The organism is Olsenella profusa DSM 13989 (assembly GCF_030811115.1).
GTDB lineage: Bacteria > Actinomycetota > Coriobacteriia > Coriobacteriales > Atopobiaceae > Olsenella_F > Olsenella_F profusa.
Genome location: NZ_JAUSQK010000001.1, coordinates 2,499,772 through 2,514,675 on the forward strand (window position 1 = coordinate 2,499,772; position 14,904 = coordinate 2,514,675).

Genomic DNA, 14,904 nt, shown 5'->3' on the forward strand with positions numbered 1-14,904 from the left:
GCAGCGCGCCTGCGGGTGAGAGGGGCGACCATCAGCGCCCCGCCGCCAGGGACGAGCTGGGGACATGGTCCGGGAATGCGTCGGGCTTGCTGAAGTACTGGAACCAGGTGATGTTGGTGTCCCAGCCCTCCCCCGTCTCCCGGTCCACCAGGCCGAAGCCGTTGTTGGCCTCATCATCGGGATCAGTGGGCTTATTGGTCCACTTAAAGAACTGGGAATAGGTATCCAGCTCCTCCTCGGTGGCATCGGTGGGATAGTCCTTCGTCGGCGGCTTGGGGGTTATGTCCTCGTTGGTCGTACAGCGCCTCCGAGATGCGCTGGAAGCTGGCGCCCTCCCGCGCGCCGGCCTGCAGGGCGACGTCCTGCATGCGGCCGAAGCCCCATCGCTCTTCCTCGAGCGCACCTTCCAGCGCGCGCTCCCGCGCCGCCAGCTCGTCGATCTCGGCGTCATGGCGCGCATCAAGGCGCCTGTGCCTCATGGCGTGCGAGCGCTCGAAGGCCCCGTCCACTGCCATCGCCATCACATCACCTGGGGCTTGCCAGGCACGCCACGATCATGTCGCTCTTCCAACGCAGCCGAAAGGCTGCCTCCCAGGATCGAGTCCGCAAGCGCCCTGTCCGCGTCGCCCAGGGTGCTGCCAATCTGCAGCAATGCCTGTGCGTCCCTCGAGAGGACGTCATCCCAGGCTCCCAGGGCAGAGGTGATGCCGTCTGCCACCCCATCATGGGCGGCGCCCGAGCCAGGGGCGTCCTCGGTGATGGCTTGCAGGGTCATGCTGGAATACTCGGACTCGCCCTACGAAAGCGCGTTCCGTGCGGACTCGCTCACCGTGGGACTCGATGAGATCTCTTCCGCCATCTCCACCATCCACCCTACACATCACATGGACAGTCTGCATGACGTAAAGGCATATGCCAACTTCTGCTGAGTTGATCATACCCTATACGTGCGATACCCTGTCAACGTCAAAATCGGTGCAGTGCAGGCAAGGCTCCCCCGAAGGGTGCCGTCTCGGAAAGTCCTACGGCAGTTCTGCCACAAACCTGCCCAGCCGCCCCAGCCCCTCCACCAGGGTCTGCTCGTCACAGGCATAGCTGATGCGCACATGGCCCTCGCCACCAAAGAAGGCGCCCGGCACGAGCGCCACGCCCGCCTCGCGGATGGCGCGCTCGCAGAACTCCTCGCTCGAGAGGCCTGACCCGCTCACGTCCGGGAAGGCATAGAACGCCCCCTCCGGCCGCACGACGGGAAGGCCCATCCGCCCAAGGTGAACCAGCGTCAGCTCGCGCCGATGCTCGTAGCTCTCCACTCTTCCGCAGCAACAAATCCTGAATAGAGCGCAGGACACCTACTCCAAGCAGCCCGGATGGGCTTTACTTTTTTGTCAAGTTTATAGAATGTTATGCGCGTTGTATTGTGTTGTATGTGCTAATATATGGGGTGGCCTTCGAGAGCGGAGGGGCGGAAGATGTTTCTGAAGAGGACCCCACAGAGGAACGGACGGGTGAAGCTCTCTGTATGTGAGAGCTACCGGGTCGGCAAGAAGACCAAGCAGCGCCAAGTGAGGTCTTTGGGCTATATCGACGAGCTCGAGGAGGAGCATCAAGACCCCATCGAGTGGGGACGGGCCCAGGCCCTTGAGATGACTCGCGAGAAGAAAGAGGGCGAGCAGGCTCTTCCCCTCGAGATCCACCCCCTGGAGAAGATCGACAGGAGGGGGACCAACAGGAAGAACCTGGGGTGCGCGATCGCGCTTGCCGTCTACAGCGCCCTGGGGATCGAGCAAGTGCTGCGCAACTACCTGCGCGGCAGGAGCGTGGCATACGACCTCAACAGCGTAACGAGGCTGCTCGTGACAGAGCGGATCCTAGGGCCAGGGTCCAAGCGCGCAGCCTGGCAGAACAGGGAGAGGTACTTCTTCAAGAGCGACTTCACGGACGATGATCTCTACAGGGCCTTAGACGAGCTCGCGAGGGCCAAGGACAAGGTCGTCTCCTCCATGAACAGGCGGATAGCGGCCGCGGGCATGAGGGACATGTCCTGCGTCTACTACGACGTCACCAACTACTACTTCGAAAGCGACGCCCAGGACGAGCTGAGGAAGCGCGGGGTCTCCAAGGAGAACAGGAGGAGCCCGATCGTGCAGATGGGGCTCCTGCAGGACGAGAGGGGCATCCCCATCTGCTACAGGAAGTTTTCGGGCAACACCCCAGACGCCCAGACCATGATCCCCGTGCTCTCCGACCTCAAGCGCGACTACGGGATGGACAGGCTCATAGCCGTCGCCGACAAGGGCCTCAACTCGTCGGACAACATAGCGGCGGCCGTGGCCAGGGGGGACGGCTTCGTCTTCTCCCAGTCGGCACGCGGCACCAAGTCGGACGCCGCCCTGAAGAGGTGGCTCACGGACGACCAGGGCTACCGCCACATGGGAGACGACTTCAAGATCAAGAGCAAGCAGGGCTTCAAGGCCTGCCACATCAAGGCAGGGGATACGAAGGGCGGAAAGCCCAAGGACATAAGGATTCCCGTGAAGTACGTCGGCTTCTGGTCAAGGAAGTACCAGGAGCGTGCCCGCCACGACAGGGCCAAGGTGATCGAGAGGGCACGCACGCTCATTAAAAGCCCCGCCGCCTTCAGCGCCCATGAGGCCCATGGGGCGGCAAAGTACGTGAGGGGCCTCACCTTCGACAGGGACACGGGCACTATTGCCGATGCCCGCAAGCTCTCCCTGGATGAGGATGCCATCAGGGAGGCAGAGGACTTGGACGGCTACTACCTCGTCGTCACAAGCGAGACAGACTGGCAGGACGAGAAGATACTCGATGCCTACCGGGAGCTCTGGCGGATAGAGGAGTCCTTCAAACTCACCAAGTCAGAGCTCAGGACCAGGCCCGTCTACGTCTGGACGGACGCCCATATAGAGGCCCACTTCCTCACGTGCTTCGTGGCCCTCACGATCCTTCGGATCCTGCAGTGCCAGACGGGTGTCCCCGCGGCCCACATAAGACGTGAGATCAAGGCCATGTCAGCCACGAACTTCGATTCCAACTGGTGGGTGTTCGACCACAGGACGGACGAGTCTGACGCCCTGGCCGCCTCCTGTGGCCTCGAGGAGCTCAAGCTCAAGTTCCTCACAACCAAGCAGGCCAAACAGGTCTTAGCTAAGGCAAATAGGCTAACGCTCCAACACAGAGGATAGTCAGCCACCCATCAACAGAACCGCAGCTAACCAGTACTGTCTTTGCTATCTAGCTGCGGAAAATGGGATACCCTATACGTGCGATACCCTGTCAACGTCAAAATCGGTGCAGTGCAGGCAAGGCTCCCCCGAAGGGTGCCGTCTCGGAAAGTCCTACGGCAGTTCTGCCACAAACCTGCCCAGCCGCCCCAGCCCCTCCACCAGGGTCTGCTCGTCACAGGCATAGCTGATGCGCACATGGCCCTCGCCACCAAAGAAGGCGCCCGGCACGAGCGCCACGCCCGCCTCGCGGATGGCGCGCTCGCAGAACTCCTCGCTCGAGAGGCCTGACCCGCTCACGTCCGGGAAGGCATAGAACGCCCCCTCCGGCCGCACGACGGGAAGGCCCATCCGCCCAAGGTGAACCAGCGTCAGCTCGCGCCGATGCTCGTAGCTCTCGCGCAGTGCCGTCACGTCCGTTGCGAGCGCGTGCACGGCCGCGTCCTGCGTGAACGCCACCACACTCGAGACGGCGTACTGATGCACCGTGGCGATGTGCCGTACCAGCTCCTTCGACGCACACAGCCACCCCAGGCGCCAGCCCGTCATGGCGTAGGGCTTCGAGAAGCTGTTGACCACCACGGTGCGGTCGGCCAGCTCGGGATGGCGTTGGGCAAAGCCCTGGTAGGCATCGGTATAGACCAGCCGGTCGTACACGTCGTCGCAGATCACGTAGACGTCCCGCCACGCCGCGACGGCGGCCACCGCATCGAGGCTCTCGGCCGAGAGCACACACCCGGTGGGGTTGTTGGGCGAGGTGAGCACGATGGCCTTCGTGCGCTCGCTCACGCAGGCGGCCAGGGCCCCGCCATCGATCTGGTACCCGCATGCCGTGGTGTCCAGCGGGCGCGGCGTGGCGCGGCACAGCGCCACGATGGACTCGTACAGCACGAAGGCCGGCGTGGGGATGACGACCTCGTCGCCGGGGTTGAGCATCGTCACCAGCGTGGCGAAGAGGGCCTCGGTGGCGCCGCTCGTGACGACGACCTGGTCGGGGGCATACACGAGCCCCCGCTCCCCCATGGCATGCGCGATGGCCTCGCGCAGCTCGGGGTAGCCATTGTTGGGTGGGTAGTGGGTCTTGCCCGCCGCGAGGCTCTCGCCCACCCGCGCACGGATGGGGACGGGCGTGTCCTCCCCCGGCTCGCCCAGCGCGAGGGAGATGCACCCCGGCGTGGCGGCGGCAAGCGACGAGAAGCGGCGGATGCCCGAGGGCTGGAGCGCGAGGGCGGCGGTGTTGAGCGTGAGGGACATGGTGCCTCCAAGACGGGCAGGTGGGAACCGAGGATACGTTGACGACATCTTTAAACTGTACGTTTCCGTCACGGTACTCATGTGCCAACTGGGCTTTTCCAAAGAACATCAACGAAAACGTATACTTTAAGCGACATCCCCATGTAGGGGCCTGGCAAATGCTCACCCGAGCAACTCCAGCACCGCCCGCTTGGCGGCGAGGAAGTCCCCCGTGAGGGCAAACTCCGCCGCGCTCATGCCCGCGGCCGGCCGCGGCACCACGACCTCGCCAGCCATCTGCGAGGGGATGCCCTCCGTGGGAGAGCCCGCCAGCACGTAGACCCTGCTCGCCATCGTGACGGCCTCATCCACGTCGTGCGTGATCGCCAGTGTGGCAAGGCCCAGCTCATGGGCCATGTCACCGTACCAGCTCCGCATGTCCGCACGCGTGAGGGCATCCAGCGCCGAGAACGGCTCGTCCAGCAGCAGGACGGAGTTGCCCATGAGGTACGTGCGCAGGAAGGCCGCGCGCTGGCGCATGCCGCCCGAAAGCTCGCTTGGCCAGCAGCGCTCCGCCCCCGCCAGGCCGAAGCGCGCGAAGAGCGGCTCGGTCCTCCTGTGGGCCTCGTCACGCGGCATACCTGCCAGCACGAGCGGCAGGCACACGTTGTCGATGATGCGCTTGCTGGGCAGCAGCAAGTCCTTCTGCAACATGTAGCTCACACGACCGGGAATGCCCGTGACATCCTCGCCCGCGAGCAGCACGCATCCCTCCACCGGCCGCGAGAGCCCCGAGAGCGCATGCATGATGGTGGTCTTCCCACAGCCGGAGCGCCCCACGAGGCACACGACCTCGCCAGCTCCCACACGCAACGAGATGTCCCGCACCACCACATGGGCGCCCCCGTCCCACGAGAGCGTGAGATGCTCGGCCGCAAGGGCGGGGGCGACCACCTGTGACGCAGCCGTATCGTGGGCTCCGTCCACCCTAGTCGCCCAGGTAGTCGTTGGTCCAGCCGGCATTCACGTCCAGTTGGTTCTCGACCAGGTCGTTGTCATTGAGCCACTGGAAGTAGCGGGCCCAGCGATCCCTGTCGAAGACGCCCCAGCTGGGCGCATCGTCAACGTATCTGCCCGCCAGGTACGTGGCGCTCGCATGCGTCAGGTCGCTGTCCAGCTCGGGCACCTCGGCACACAGGATGTCCGCCGCGCCGCTCGGATCATCGACGGCCATCTGGTAGCCCCTCGTGGTGGCGCGCATGAAGGCCCTCACCACGTCGGCGTTGCCGTGCGCAAAGTCGGGGTTGACCACGATGACGGGCGTGTAGAAGTCGAAGATGTCATCCACGGAGATGTACGAGAAGTAGTTGACGTCGTACCCCTGCATCTGCGCCTGCTGCAGCTCCCAGCCCTCATAGACCGAGACGCTGTCGTACATGCCCGCCTTGAGTGCGCTCGTGGGGTCCTCGTCGGAGACGGGCACCATCTGCACGAGCGAGTAGTCGCCGCCATCGTCCTCCACGAGGGTCCTGATGGTCGCCTGCTCGACGGGCATCTGTGACGTGCCGAAGCTGTGGTGCTCCATGCCCTTGGGGCTCGTGATGCCCAGCTCCTTGGGGCTCATGATGCCCGCCGTGTCGTGCTGCAGGATGGCCGCAACGGCCAGAAGCGGCGTGTCGGGCGAGTTGGAGAGCACGTTGGCGATGTAGTCCTGGAAGCTTACGCCCAGCTGCGCCTGGCCGGAGCCCACGACCGTCTCGGCGGTGTCCTCGGAGGGCTGGACGATCTCGAGCTCGATGCCCTCGCTGGCGTAGTAGCCCTCGTGCTGTGCCACGTAGATGCCCGTATGATTGGTGTTGGGCGTCCAGTCCAGGCAGAACGTGAGCTTGGTGGTGCCGCCAGGCGAGGTGGCCGGCTGCGCGGGACCCTGTGCGGCGCAGCCCGCAAGGGCGGCGGCCGCGGCCGATAGGCCCGCACCCACAAAGGCGCGGCGGGACATGGCACGTGAGGTCATGGTTGATCGTTCCTCTCTGCCCTCTTCCAGGGCATGCACAGGCGCTGGAGCGCATTCACGAGGCCCATGAGGGCCAGCGACAGCGCGGAGATGATAATGATGACGGCAAACATCCGGTCGTACGAGAACGACTTGCGCACGCGCGTCATGTAGACGCCCAGGCCCGAGAAGCCTCCCAGCCACTCGGCGATGACGGCGCCCACGATGGCGTAGGTGGCGCTGATGCGCAGGCCGCCGAAGAACTGCTCGGCCGCGCAGGGTATCTTGACCTGCCAGAAGATCTGCGCGGGAGAGGCGTTCATGGTGCGCATGAGGTCCACCATGTCAGGATCCACCGACCGGAACCCCGCCACGAGCGACACGGTGATGGGAAAGAACGTGGAGATGACGACGAGCACCACCTTGGGTGCCAGCCCGTAGCCGAACCACAGCACCAGAAGCGGGGCGACGGCCACGGTGGGAATGGTCTGCGAGATGGTCATGAGCGGCTCGAAGGCCAGGTAGAACCCCTCGAAGCGATCCATGAGCACCGCGATGGCAAACCCCAGGCCGACCCCGATGGCAAGGCCGAGCGCCGCCTCGACGAGCGTGGTCGCCACATGGCTGGCCAGCAGCGACACGTCACCCACGAGCGCCAGCACCACCTGCACGGGACTCGGCAGCATGAAGTTGGGCACCAGCCCCGTGTCCACGACGGCCTCCCACACCGCCAGAAGCGCCACGAGCGTGGCCAGCGGTATGCCCACACGCCGCGCGCGGCTGACGCCCGTGCGGCCGACCCCTGTGCGTGTCCTAGGCAAGCTACGCCTCATGGCCGGCAAACTCGCTGTCGGTCCGGTGGTACTTGCCGATCTTGTGCTCGGTGGTCATGACGTCGCCCTCGGGACGGTAGGACACCTTGATGTAGCTGGCGCTCTCGGCGCACCCCGCCCGGGCACCGCGCTCGATGCAGCGCTTGACGAGCGCCATGCAGGCATCGAAGTCGCCCTCGACCGTGGTCTCGAAGGGGCCGACGTAGTGGTCGAGTCCGCTCGCGTCGATCTCGGCGATGACCTCGTCCACGATGCGACAGAGCTCATCGTCCGAGCCCGCATTCATGGGCAGGTACTGGATGGCAACGGAACAGTTCATGGGCGCTCCCCTCTCGGGGCGGCCGGCCCCGTAAGCGGGACCAGCGCGGCGCGCGTGCCAAGGTCCCTACGCTGGCATTACCCAGATCAGGTTGTGGGTGGCCACGCCACCCACGGGTCATGGCCGCGCTGGGCCATATCTCAGCCGGCGTGCGCCAGCCCCCCGTTTGCAGGCAGCAGTATACCATGTGAGGTGCAGGGCACGGTCTTATGTCTCCCCTACGGCGGCGCCTCGGGCGCATGGTATGATGGAGGCGTATGGGCACGGGCAGGGAGGCGCAGTTCCGCATGGAAGGCGAGCTCATCGATAAGGCGCTGGGGCTTGGTCGCTATGCCTGGGCGCGCCGCATCGTCACGGGTTGCGCCGTGACCGTCTCCGCCTTCCTGCAGGCCTTCACGCTGATCGTCTTTGTCCAACCCGCCGGCCTGCTCTCCAGCGGATTCACCGGTCTTGCCATCCTGGTAGACCGGGTCGCCTCGCTCTGTGGCCTCTCCTTCCCCACCTTCGTCGGCATGGTCGTGTTCAATCTCCCCGTTGCGGCACTGTGCTGGAGGCACATCTCGAGACGCTTCGTGCTCTTCTCGATGGCGCAGGTCTTCCTCGCAGCCTTCTTCCTGCGCGTGCTTCCTGCCGCCACCCTGACGGGGCTCATCTCCTTCGACTCCAGGTTTCTCGACGTGGTGTTCGGCGGCTTCCTCTACGGACTCGCGATCGCACTCGCACTCAAGGGCGGTGCCTCGACGGCGGGCACCGACTTCATATCGCTGATGGTGTCCAATCGCACAGGCAAGACGATCTGGACCCAGATATTCGCCGGCAACTGTGTGATGCTGACCATCTTCGGGGCGCTGTTCGGTTGGGAGAGTGCGGCGTGGTCGATCATCTTCCAGTTTGTCTCCACCTCAACGATCGATACGCTCTACCGCCGCTACAAGAGGGTGACGCTGCAGGTGACGACGAGGCGTCCCATGGAGGTCATGGCTGCCTACCAGGCACGCTATCATCACGGCGTGTCGTGCGTCGAGGCCTTTGGCGGATACCATCACCAGCGGATGTGGCTGCTCAACACCGTGGTCTCGGCCTACGAGCAGGATGACATCGTCCGCCTGATGCGCGCCGTCGATCCCCATGCCGTCATCAACGTGCTGCGTACCGAGAGCTTCCACGGTGGGTTCTACCGTGCCCGCGTCGACGAGCCCCTGCCCCAGGAGCTGCCGCATGACGAGGGCGTCGTGTGCAGGGGGAAGTGAGCTCCGCACAGGAGGGCCCATGGCAGTGGACAGGCAGCTTATCCGCTAGACTGCACAAGAGCGCCTACAGGAGGTCGACGCGCTCGCCGGCAAGCGCCTTGTTCATGCTTCGCACGGCGCAGAATTTGCCGCACATCGAGCAGGTGTCGCCATGGTCGTCCTCGGGCGCGCGGCTGTCGCGTATCGCCCATGCGATCGCGGGGTCGAGCGCCTGTGCGAACTGCGCGTCCCAGTCCAGGGCGCGGCGGGCGTCCGCCATGCGATCGTCCCGCTCCCGCGCCCCCGGGATGCCCTTGGCGATGTCGGCCGCATGGGCCGCTATCCTGCTGGCGATGATGCCCTGGCGCACGTCATCCATGTTGGGGAGCGCCAGGTGCTCGGCAGGCGTCACATAGCACAGGAATGCCGCGCCCGACGCGGCGGCGAGAGCACCACCGATGGCGGCCGTGATGTGGTCGTAGCCGGGCGCGACATCCGTCACGAGGGGCCCAAGCACGTAGAACGGCGCACCCTTGCAGACGCTCTGCTGCACCTTCATGTTGGCGGCGATCTGATCCATCGGCATGTGGCCGGGACCCTCCACCATCACCTGGACATCCCTGTCCCAGGCGCGCTGCGTCAGCTCTCCGAGTCGCAGGAGCTCAGCCATCTGGCAGCCGTCCGTGGCATCCGCCAGGCAGCCCGGGCGGCAGGCATCTCCCAGGCTGATGGTCACGTCGTGCTCGCGACAGATCTCGACTATCTCATCGTAGCGCTCGAGGAAGGGGTTCTCGTTGCCGGTCATGGACATCCAGGCAAACACGAGGCTGCCACCTCGACTCACGATGTTCATCCTGCGGGTGCCCCTGCGTATCTCGTCGACGGTCTCGCGCGCGATGCCGCAGTGCAGCGTGACGAAGTCGACGCCATCCTCCGCATGCAGACGCACCACGTCAACGAAGTCGTCGGCGGAGAGGGTGGCAAGGTCGCGCTGGTAGTGGATGACCGCATCGTAGACGGGGACGGTGCCCACCATGGCGGGGCACTCCCGGCAGAGCCTCTGCCTGAACGGTTGGGTGTCGCCATGGCTCGAGAGATCCATGATGGCCTCGGCACCCAGGTCCACGGCACTCCTGACCTTCTGCATCTCGACGTCATAGTCCCTGACGTCGCGGCTGACCCCCAGGTTGACGTTTACCTTGGTGCGCAGCATGCTCCCGATGCCGTTGGGCTCCAGGCTCGCGTGGGCATGATTGGCCGGGATGATCACCCTGCCCTCGGCGACCCACCCGCGAATCTCCTCGGGCGTCCTGCGCTCCTTCTGCGCCACCAACGCCATCTGGGACGTGACGATTCCCCTTCGGGCGGCGTCCATCTGCGTCGCAGGGGTCCTTGTCATGGCTGTCTCCCTAGTCGATCATGTCATTGGCAGTCTTCTGATACTTACCACCAAGTGCAAACGCATGGTCCATGGGGCCACTCCCGTGACCCAGGTCGAGCATGGCCGCAAGCGCATCGGAGACGTAGGCCTTGGCACGGCGCACCGCCTCCTCGAGTCCGAACCCCTTGGCAAGGTTCGCCGCGATGGCGCTCGAGAGTGTGCAGCCCGTGCCGTGCGTGTTGGGGTTGTCGATGCGCCTGCCTTTGAGCCAGCGTGCGGTGCCATCGTGCCAGAGCAGGTCGTTGGCGTCGTTCAGGCTGTGGCCGCCCTTGCAGAGCACGGCGCAGCCACAGCGCTCGCAGATGCTCGCCGCCGCGGCGAGCATGTCGTCGGGCGTCTCGATGCCGCGGCCGCTCAGAACCTCGGCCTCGGGGATGTTGGGCGTGATGACCTCCGCAAGCGGAAAGAGCAGCTCCTCGAGGGCATCGATGGCGTCGTCATCGATGAGCCGGGCACCGCTCGTCGCCACCATCACGGGGTCGAGAACCACGTTTCTGGCGCCATGGCGGCGCAGGCGGTCGGCGACGGCCTCGACGAGCGCGGACGAGCCAACCATGCCGATCTTCACCGCATCGGGCCTGATGTCCTCGAACACCGCATCGATCTGCGCCGCCAGGAACTCGGGCGACACCTCCATGACGCCGCGCACGCCCATCGTGTTCTGGGCGGTCAGCACCGTGACGGCGCTCATGGCAAAGACCCCGTTCGTGGTCATCGTCTTGATGTCCGCCTGGATGCCGGCACCGCCGCTCGAGTCGCTCCCCGCTATGGTCAGGGCCGCCCTCATGGACCTCCTCATCGGTTCTCACCCAACCCCTCCATGACCTTGTCGGCACCGGTGAAGTCGCGCAGGTACGCATCGGCCAGACCCCTGATGGCCGGGCGGTCCGCCACGCTTGCCTCGTCCTCCACGGCACAGGTGGGAAAGCCCGCCTCGTGGGCGCAGCGCAGCGCCTGGAGGGTGTCCTCCACGACGAGGACCTCCCGTGGTGCGAGTCCCAGGGCATCGGCGGCCATCCGGTAGATCGTGGGCTCCGCCTTGGTGGTCGCGAGGGCGTCGCAGGAGAGCAGGCGCTCGAAGCAGTCCCAGATGCCCAGGCGCGCGAGGGCGGCACGACCCAGCACCGGGTCGCCCGCGGTCGTCAGCACCATGCGCACCCCGGCATCACGGAGGGCGCGGACAAGGCTCCCCGCCCCAGGCTTGAGACGTACCTCCTTACGGTAGAACCCCTCCAGGACGGCAGAGATCCCCCGGCGGACCTGCCCCGCCGACTGGGCAAGGCCGTAGTGCTCCCGCAGGTAGGCGACACCCTCGTCGAGGGTCAGCGCGAAGAGCCGCTCCTCGAGGCCCGGCTCCGCCTGCACGCCTCGGGAGGCGAGGTAGCGTACGCCCAAACCGTCCCAGACGCCTGTCGAATCGAGCAGGGTTCCATCGATATCGAAGGCAGCACCGCGAATCATATGCCCAACGCCTTCCGTACCTGCATCCTGAGGTCACACGTCGCTGCCTCGACGTCCGACTGGGCAAAGATGGCCGAGATGACGGCCACGCCGCGGATGCCCGTACCCGCAAGCTTGATGACGTTGTCGCGCGTGATGCCACCGATGGCGACGACGGGGATGTCCACGGCCCCACAGATGGCTGCGAGCTCCCCGAGGCTCACGCTGGTGGCATCCGCCTTGGAACCGGTGGGAAAGACCGCGCCCACGCCCAGATAGTCCGCCCCGGCCCGCTCGGCGGCGAGCGCCTCTGCCATTGTGCTGGCGGAGACGCCCAGAATCCCGTCCGCACCGATGCGTCGGCGGGCCTCCCCAGCCGACAGGTCATCCTGCCCCACGTGCACGCCGTCCGCTCCGCATTCCAGGGCGAGGCCCACGTCGTCGTCCACCACGAACGGCACGCCATGGGCATGGCAGAGCACTCGCAGCTCGCAGGCCTCGGCGAGGTAGGCGTCATGAGGGAGGGCCCCATCATCCTTCTCGCGCACCTGGACGAAGGTGGCGCCACCCCGCAGGGCCTCCTCCACGCACCCTGCGAGCGTGCGTCCGGCCAGCCAGTGGCGGTCCGTCACCGCGTAGAGCGCGAGCGAGCCGGCGAGCGCCTCCCTACCTGAGCTCATGGCGAGCCCCCTCGTCCAGCTGGGTGCCATCGATGGTGTAGAGGGCGTCGATGATGCGGTTGCGGTAGGTGGCGTTGCCGTCGCCCTCCTGCATGCGCGACCAGCCCACCTCGCCGGCAAGGCCCATCAGGCAGACGGCCGCGGCCGCGGCCTCCAGCCTGTCCGTGGGGTTGGCGATGAGGTAGGCGCACAGGACGCCCGAGAGCATGCAGCCCGTGCCCGTGACCCTGCCCATCTCGGCGCGGCCGTTGCGGATGACGTAGCAGGCGTCAGCAGCGGCCACGAGGTCGATGGCCCCCGTGATGGCGACGATGCTGCCCACCTCGCGAGCATAGCCCTTGGCGAAGGCCACCATCTCGTCGAGGTTGGCGTCCGTCACGGCGTCCGCCGCGCTGGCGTCCACGCCCCTCGTCGTGGAGCTACCCAGGGCAAGGGCCTTGAGCTCCGAGACGTTGCCGCGGATGGCGTCGAAGCCGACGAGCCCCTGGAGCTCCCTGCAGACCCTCGTGCGCAGGGCACTCGCGCCGGCTGCCACGGGGTCGAGCACCCGGACGTGGCCCAGCTCGCGCGAGCGCCTGCCCGCGATGCGCATGGCCTCCGTCGTCTGCCTGTTGAGATTGCCGATGTTGATGTTGAGGCCGCCGCAGATGGCGGTGACCTCCTCCGCATCGTCGGGCTCGTCGGCCATGATAGGGCTCCCGCCGCAGGCGAGCACCGCATTGGCGACGTCGTTGATGGTGACGTAGTTGGTGATGCTGTGCACCAGCGGCATCACCGTGCGCACGTTGCGCAGGCACTCGGAAAGCATGACTCAGGCTCCTCTCGACACAATGGCGGGCGCACCCGCTCTGGATGTGCCCGCCTGGACGAGAGCTTGCCTGGCCGCCGTTGTGGCCATAGTCCCTACGCTGGCATTACCCAGATCAGGTATAAGGGTCGGGGCCGCGTGGGACCCCCTCTCAGCCGGCGTGCGCCAGCTCCCCTGTTCGAGGGCAATTGTAGCGCAAGGGGCGCGTGCCGCAACCGGTACACATGTCATCGTGTTGGGGGGAGACGCGGACACCTTGGCGAAGGCCAGCTTTTGCAGCCGCTGGTGCAGAAGCATTCGGTTTCGCTTATCAATCCGATGAAAGTGTGTCCTGGTCTTGTCGGAAGCACACCTATCCCGTTCCCACGCCAGGGGCGCGGCAGTGGAGTTACATATTTCTCAAATCCGAATTATTCTTATTTTCGCGAAATAGAGGGGAGCCCACATGAAGCTCGTCGAGAGACCCAGGTACCTGGAGAGACTGAAGAGGCTCATCGGCACGCCCGACATCAAGGTGATCACCGGTGTGCGGCGCGCGGGGAAGTCCAAGCTCCTCGAAGCGTTCAGGGACTACCTCATACGCGAGGTCGACGGCGCCAATGTCATCCACGTGGACCTCAGCCTGCTCGAGTTCGAAGAGCTCACGAGTACCATGCCCTGAACGCCTATGTCACCTCCCATCGCATCGAGGGCGGGCGTAACTTCGTCCTCGTGGACGAGGTGCAGATGTGTTCAGGATTCGAGAGGACCGTCAACAGCCTTCACGCCTCGGGTGGCTACGACATCTACATCACGGGCTCGAACGCCTTCCTGCCCTCGAGCGACCGCGCCACCCTCTTCACGGGCCGCACCGTGAACGTGAACGTGTTCCCCTTTTCGTTCGAGGAGTACCGCTCCTACTTCGAAGGGGAGCAGGTGGATGATGCGCTCGGGCGGTACCTGCGCATGGGGGGCATGTCGGGAAGCTACGTCTACGAGGACGAACGAGACCGATACGGCTACCTCTCCGACGTGTGCGACACCCTCATCCTGCGCGACATACGGCAGAAGCACGGCGTCAGGAACGCACGGCTGCTCGAGAGGCTCTCCGACTACCTGATGGACAACGTGTCCAACATCACCTCGGCGCGCAGCGTAGCAGATGCCCTCACGTCGGCGGGGACCAAGACGAACGACCGGACGATCTCGTCGTACATGTCCCACCTCGAGGAGGCATTCGCCTTCTACCGGGTCAGGCGCTATGACATCCGGGGGAAGCGCTACCTCTCGTCCGGAGACAAGTACTACCTGGCGGATCACGCCTTCCGTTACGCCAAGCTCGGGACCCGCAACATGGACTTCGGCCGCATGCTGGAGAACGTGGTGGCCATCGAGCTCCTGAGGCGGGGATACGAGACCTACGCGGGCGTTCTCTACAAGCAGGAGGTCGACTTCGTGGCCATACGGGGCAGCGAGAAGCTGTACATACAAGTGAGCGACGACATCAGCTCGCAGCCGACCTTCGAGCGGGAGTACACGCCCCTCCTCTCCATCCGCGACGCCTACCCGAAGATAATCCTCGCCCGCACGAGGCACGAGACCTACACCTACGAGGGCATCGAGGTCCACGACCTCGCAAGGTGGCTTGCGAGGGAGGGCTGAAGAAGCCGGTCTGGCAAGCCCCAGGAGGGGAGACGCTGCCCACGA

18 protein-coding genes and 1 riboswitch are annotated in these 14,904 nt (G+C 65.5%); of the genes, 5 read left to right on the plus strand and 13 right to left on the minus strand.

Annotated features, from left to right (window positions below; genetic code table 11):
- Positions 1 to 31: 31 nt before the first annotated feature.
- Positions 32 to 451: a hypothetical protein gene (locus J2S71_RS11600; RefSeq protein ID WP_307392069.1), complete on the minus strand. Its 420-nt coding sequence runs from the start codon at positions 449 to 451 to the stop codon at positions 32 to 34.
- Between the two features lie 69 nt (positions 452 to 520).
- The gene (locus tag J2S71_RS11605; RefSeq protein ID WP_307392073.1) at positions 521 to 775 is read right to left on the minus strand and encodes a hypothetical protein; all 255 of its coding nucleotides are present in this window, start codon (positions 773 to 775) and stop codon (positions 521 to 523) included.
- Here J2S71_RS11605 and J2S71_RS11610 point away from each other — a divergent pair.
- Positions 774 to 929, plus strand: a complete 156-nt coding sequence (locus tag J2S71_RS11610; RefSeq protein ID WP_307392076.1) for a hypothetical protein — start codon at positions 774 to 776, stop codon at positions 927 to 929. The genes J2S71_RS11605 and J2S71_RS11610 overlap by 2 nt on opposite strands.
- A 93-nt stretch (positions 930 to 1,022) precedes the next feature.
- Here J2S71_RS11610 and J2S71_RS11615 read toward each other — a convergent pair whose 3' ends face one another.
- Positions 1,023 to 1,310, minus strand: coding sequence for an aminotransferase class I/II-fold pyridoxal phosphate-dependent enzyme (locus tag J2S71_RS11615; protein ID WP_307392079.1), 288 nt, complete (start codon positions 1,308 to 1,310; stop codon positions 1,023 to 1,025).
- A 159-nt stretch (positions 1,311 to 1,469) separates the two neighbouring features.
- Between J2S71_RS11615 and J2S71_RS11620 the strand changes: the two genes are divergently transcribed.
- Positions 1,470 to 3,203 (plus strand): IS1634 family transposase, encoded by a 1,734-nt coding sequence (locus J2S71_RS11620; protein WP_307387966.1) that lies wholly within the window; start codon positions 1,470 to 1,472, stop codon positions 3,201 to 3,203.
- A 153-nt stretch (positions 3,204 to 3,356) separates the two neighbouring features.
- Here J2S71_RS11620 and J2S71_RS11625 read toward each other — a convergent pair whose 3' ends face one another.
- From J2S71_RS11625 to J2S71_RS11645, 5 genes are all read right to left on the minus strand, one after another.
- A complete protein-coding gene (locus J2S71_RS11625; protein ID WP_307392083.1) occupies positions 3,357 to 4,496 on the minus strand; it encodes a pyridoxal phosphate-dependent aminotransferase in 1,140 nt (379 codons plus the stop codon).
- A 162-nt stretch (positions 4,497 to 4,658) separates the two neighbouring features.
- The gene (locus tag J2S71_RS11630; protein WP_307392086.1) at positions 4,659 to 5,462 is read right to left on the minus strand and encodes an ABC transporter ATP-binding protein; all 804 of its coding nucleotides are present in this window, start codon (positions 5,460 to 5,462) and stop codon (positions 4,659 to 4,661) included.
- Position 5,463: 1 nt separating this feature from the next.
- Positions 5,464 to 6,489, minus strand: coding sequence for an ABC transporter substrate-binding protein (locus tag J2S71_RS11635; protein WP_307392089.1), 1,026 nt, complete (start codon positions 6,487 to 6,489; stop codon positions 5,464 to 5,466).
- Positions 6,486 to 7,289, minus strand: a complete 804-nt coding sequence (locus J2S71_RS11640; protein ID WP_307392092.1) for an ABC transporter permease — start codon at positions 7,287 to 7,289, stop codon at positions 6,486 to 6,488. Before J2S71_RS11640 ends, J2S71_RS11635 begins: the two co-directional genes overlap by 4 nt.
- 1 nt (position 7,290) lies before the next feature.
- Positions 7,291 to 7,620 carry a thiamine-binding protein gene (locus tag J2S71_RS11645; protein ID WP_021726154.1) on the minus strand — a complete coding sequence of 110 codons (330 nt, stop codon included), beginning with the start codon at positions 7,618 to 7,620 and terminating at the stop codon, positions 7,291 to 7,293.
- Between the two features lie 257 nt (positions 7,621 to 7,877).
- On the opposite strand from J2S71_RS11645, the gene J2S71_RS11650 reads away from it, so the two are divergent.
- Positions 7,878 to 8,870 carry a YitT family protein gene (locus J2S71_RS11650; RefSeq protein WP_021725539.1) on the plus strand — a complete coding sequence of 331 codons (993 nt, stop codon included), beginning with the start codon at positions 7,878 to 7,880 and terminating at the stop codon, positions 8,868 to 8,870.
- 64 nt (positions 8,871 to 8,934) lie between these two features.
- Here the strand turns inward: J2S71_RS11650 and thiC are convergent, their stop codons facing one another.
- From thiC to thiM, 5 genes are read right to left on the minus strand one after another with little or no spacing between them, the layout of a single operon-like run.
- Complete coding sequence (gene thiC / locus J2S71_RS11655) at positions 8,935 to 10,248, minus strand: phosphomethylpyrimidine synthase ThiC (RefSeq protein WP_307392097.1); 1,314 nt, start codon at positions 10,246 to 10,248, stop codon at positions 8,935 to 8,937.
- 10 nt (positions 10,249 to 10,258) lie between these two features.
- Complete coding sequence (gene thiD / locus J2S71_RS11660; protein ID WP_307392100.1) at positions 10,259 to 11,077, minus strand: bifunctional hydroxymethylpyrimidine kinase/phosphomethylpyrimidine kinase; 819 nt, start codon at positions 11,075 to 11,077, stop codon at positions 10,259 to 10,261.
- 8 nt (positions 11,078 to 11,085) lie between these two features.
- A complete protein-coding gene (locus J2S71_RS11665) occupies positions 11,086 to 11,751 on the minus strand; it encodes an HAD family hydrolase (protein WP_021725538.1) in 666 nt (221 codons plus the stop codon).
- On the minus strand, positions 11,748 to 12,410 hold the full coding sequence (thiE, locus tag J2S71_RS11670) for a thiamine phosphate synthase (RefSeq protein ID WP_307392105.1): 663 nt from the start codon (positions 12,408 to 12,410) through the stop codon (positions 11,748 to 11,750). Before thiE ends, J2S71_RS11665 begins: the two co-directional genes overlap by 4 nt.
- Positions 12,397 to 13,218 carry a hydroxyethylthiazole kinase gene (gene thiM, locus J2S71_RS11675; protein WP_021725542.1) on the minus strand — a complete coding sequence of 274 codons (822 nt, stop codon included), beginning with the start codon at positions 13,216 to 13,218 and terminating at the stop codon, positions 12,397 to 12,399. Before thiM ends, thiE begins: the two co-directional genes overlap by 14 nt.
- 75 nt (positions 13,219 to 13,293) lie before the next feature.
- A riboswitch (TPP riboswitch) is annotated at positions 13,294 to 13,404 on the minus strand.
- Positions 13,405 to 13,663: 259 nt separating this feature from the next.
- Between thiM and J2S71_RS11680 the strand changes: the two genes are divergently transcribed.
- A complete protein-coding gene (locus J2S71_RS11680) occupies positions 13,664 to 13,879 on the plus strand; it encodes a hypothetical protein (protein ID WP_307392108.1) in 216 nt (71 codons plus the stop codon).
- 50 nt (positions 13,880 to 13,929) lie between these two features.
- Positions 13,930 to 14,859, plus strand: coding sequence for an ATP-binding protein (locus tag J2S71_RS11685; protein WP_307392110.1), 930 nt, complete (start codon positions 13,930 to 13,932; stop codon positions 14,857 to 14,859).
- Positions 14,860 to 14,904: the final 45 nt, after the last annotated feature.

Coding starts and splice junctions, on each gene's coding strand:
- J2S71_RS11600 (WP_307392069.1), bottom strand. CDS start 451: ATGACGCCGAGATCGACGAGCTGGCGGCGCGGGAGCGCGCGCTGGAAG.
- J2S71_RS11610 (WP_307392076.1), top strand. CDS start 774: ATGCTGGAATACTCGGACTCGCCCTACGAAAGCGCGTTCCGTGCGGAC.
- J2S71_RS11605 (WP_307392073.1), bottom strand. CDS start 775: ATGACCCTGCAAGCCATCACCGAGGACGCCCCTGGCTCGGGCGCCGCC.
- J2S71_RS11620 (WP_307387966.1), top strand. CDS start 1,470: ATGTTTCTGAAGAGGACCCCACAGAGGAACGGACGGGTGAAGCTCTCT.
- J2S71_RS11625 (WP_307392083.1), bottom strand. CDS start 4,496: ATGTCCCTCACGCTCAACACCGCCGCCCTCGCGCTCCAGCCCTCGGGC.
- J2S71_RS11635 (WP_307392089.1), bottom strand. CDS start 6,489: ATGACCTCACGTGCCATGTCCCGCCGCGCCTTTGTGGGTGCGGGCCTA.
- J2S71_RS11645 (WP_021726154.1), bottom strand. CDS start 7,620: ATGAACTGTTCCGTTGCCATCCAGTACCTGCCCATGAATGCGGGCTCG.
- J2S71_RS11650 (WP_021725539.1), top strand. CDS start 7,878: ATGGGCACGGGCAGGGAGGCGCAGTTCCGCATGGAAGGCGAGCTCATC.
- thiC (WP_307392097.1), bottom strand. CDS start 10,248: ATGACAAGGACCCCTGCGACGCAGATGGACGCCGCCCGAAGGGGAATC.
- thiD (WP_307392100.1), bottom strand. CDS start 11,077: ATGAGGGCGGCCCTGACCATAGCGGGGAGCGACTCGAGCGGCGGTGCC.
- J2S71_RS11665 (WP_021725538.1), bottom strand. CDS start 11,751: ATGATTCGCGGTGCTGCCTTCGATATCGATGGAACCCTGCTCGATTCG.
- thiE (WP_307392105.1), bottom strand. CDS start 12,410: ATGAGCTCAGGTAGGGAGGCGCTCGCCGGCTCGCTCGCGCTCTACGCG.
- thiM (WP_021725542.1), bottom strand. CDS start 13,218: ATGCTTTCCGAGTGCCTGCGCAACGTGCGCACGGTGATGCCGCTGGTG.
- J2S71_RS11680 (WP_307392108.1), top strand. CDS start 13,664: ATGAAGCTCGTCGAGAGACCCAGGTACCTGGAGAGACTGAAGAGGCTC.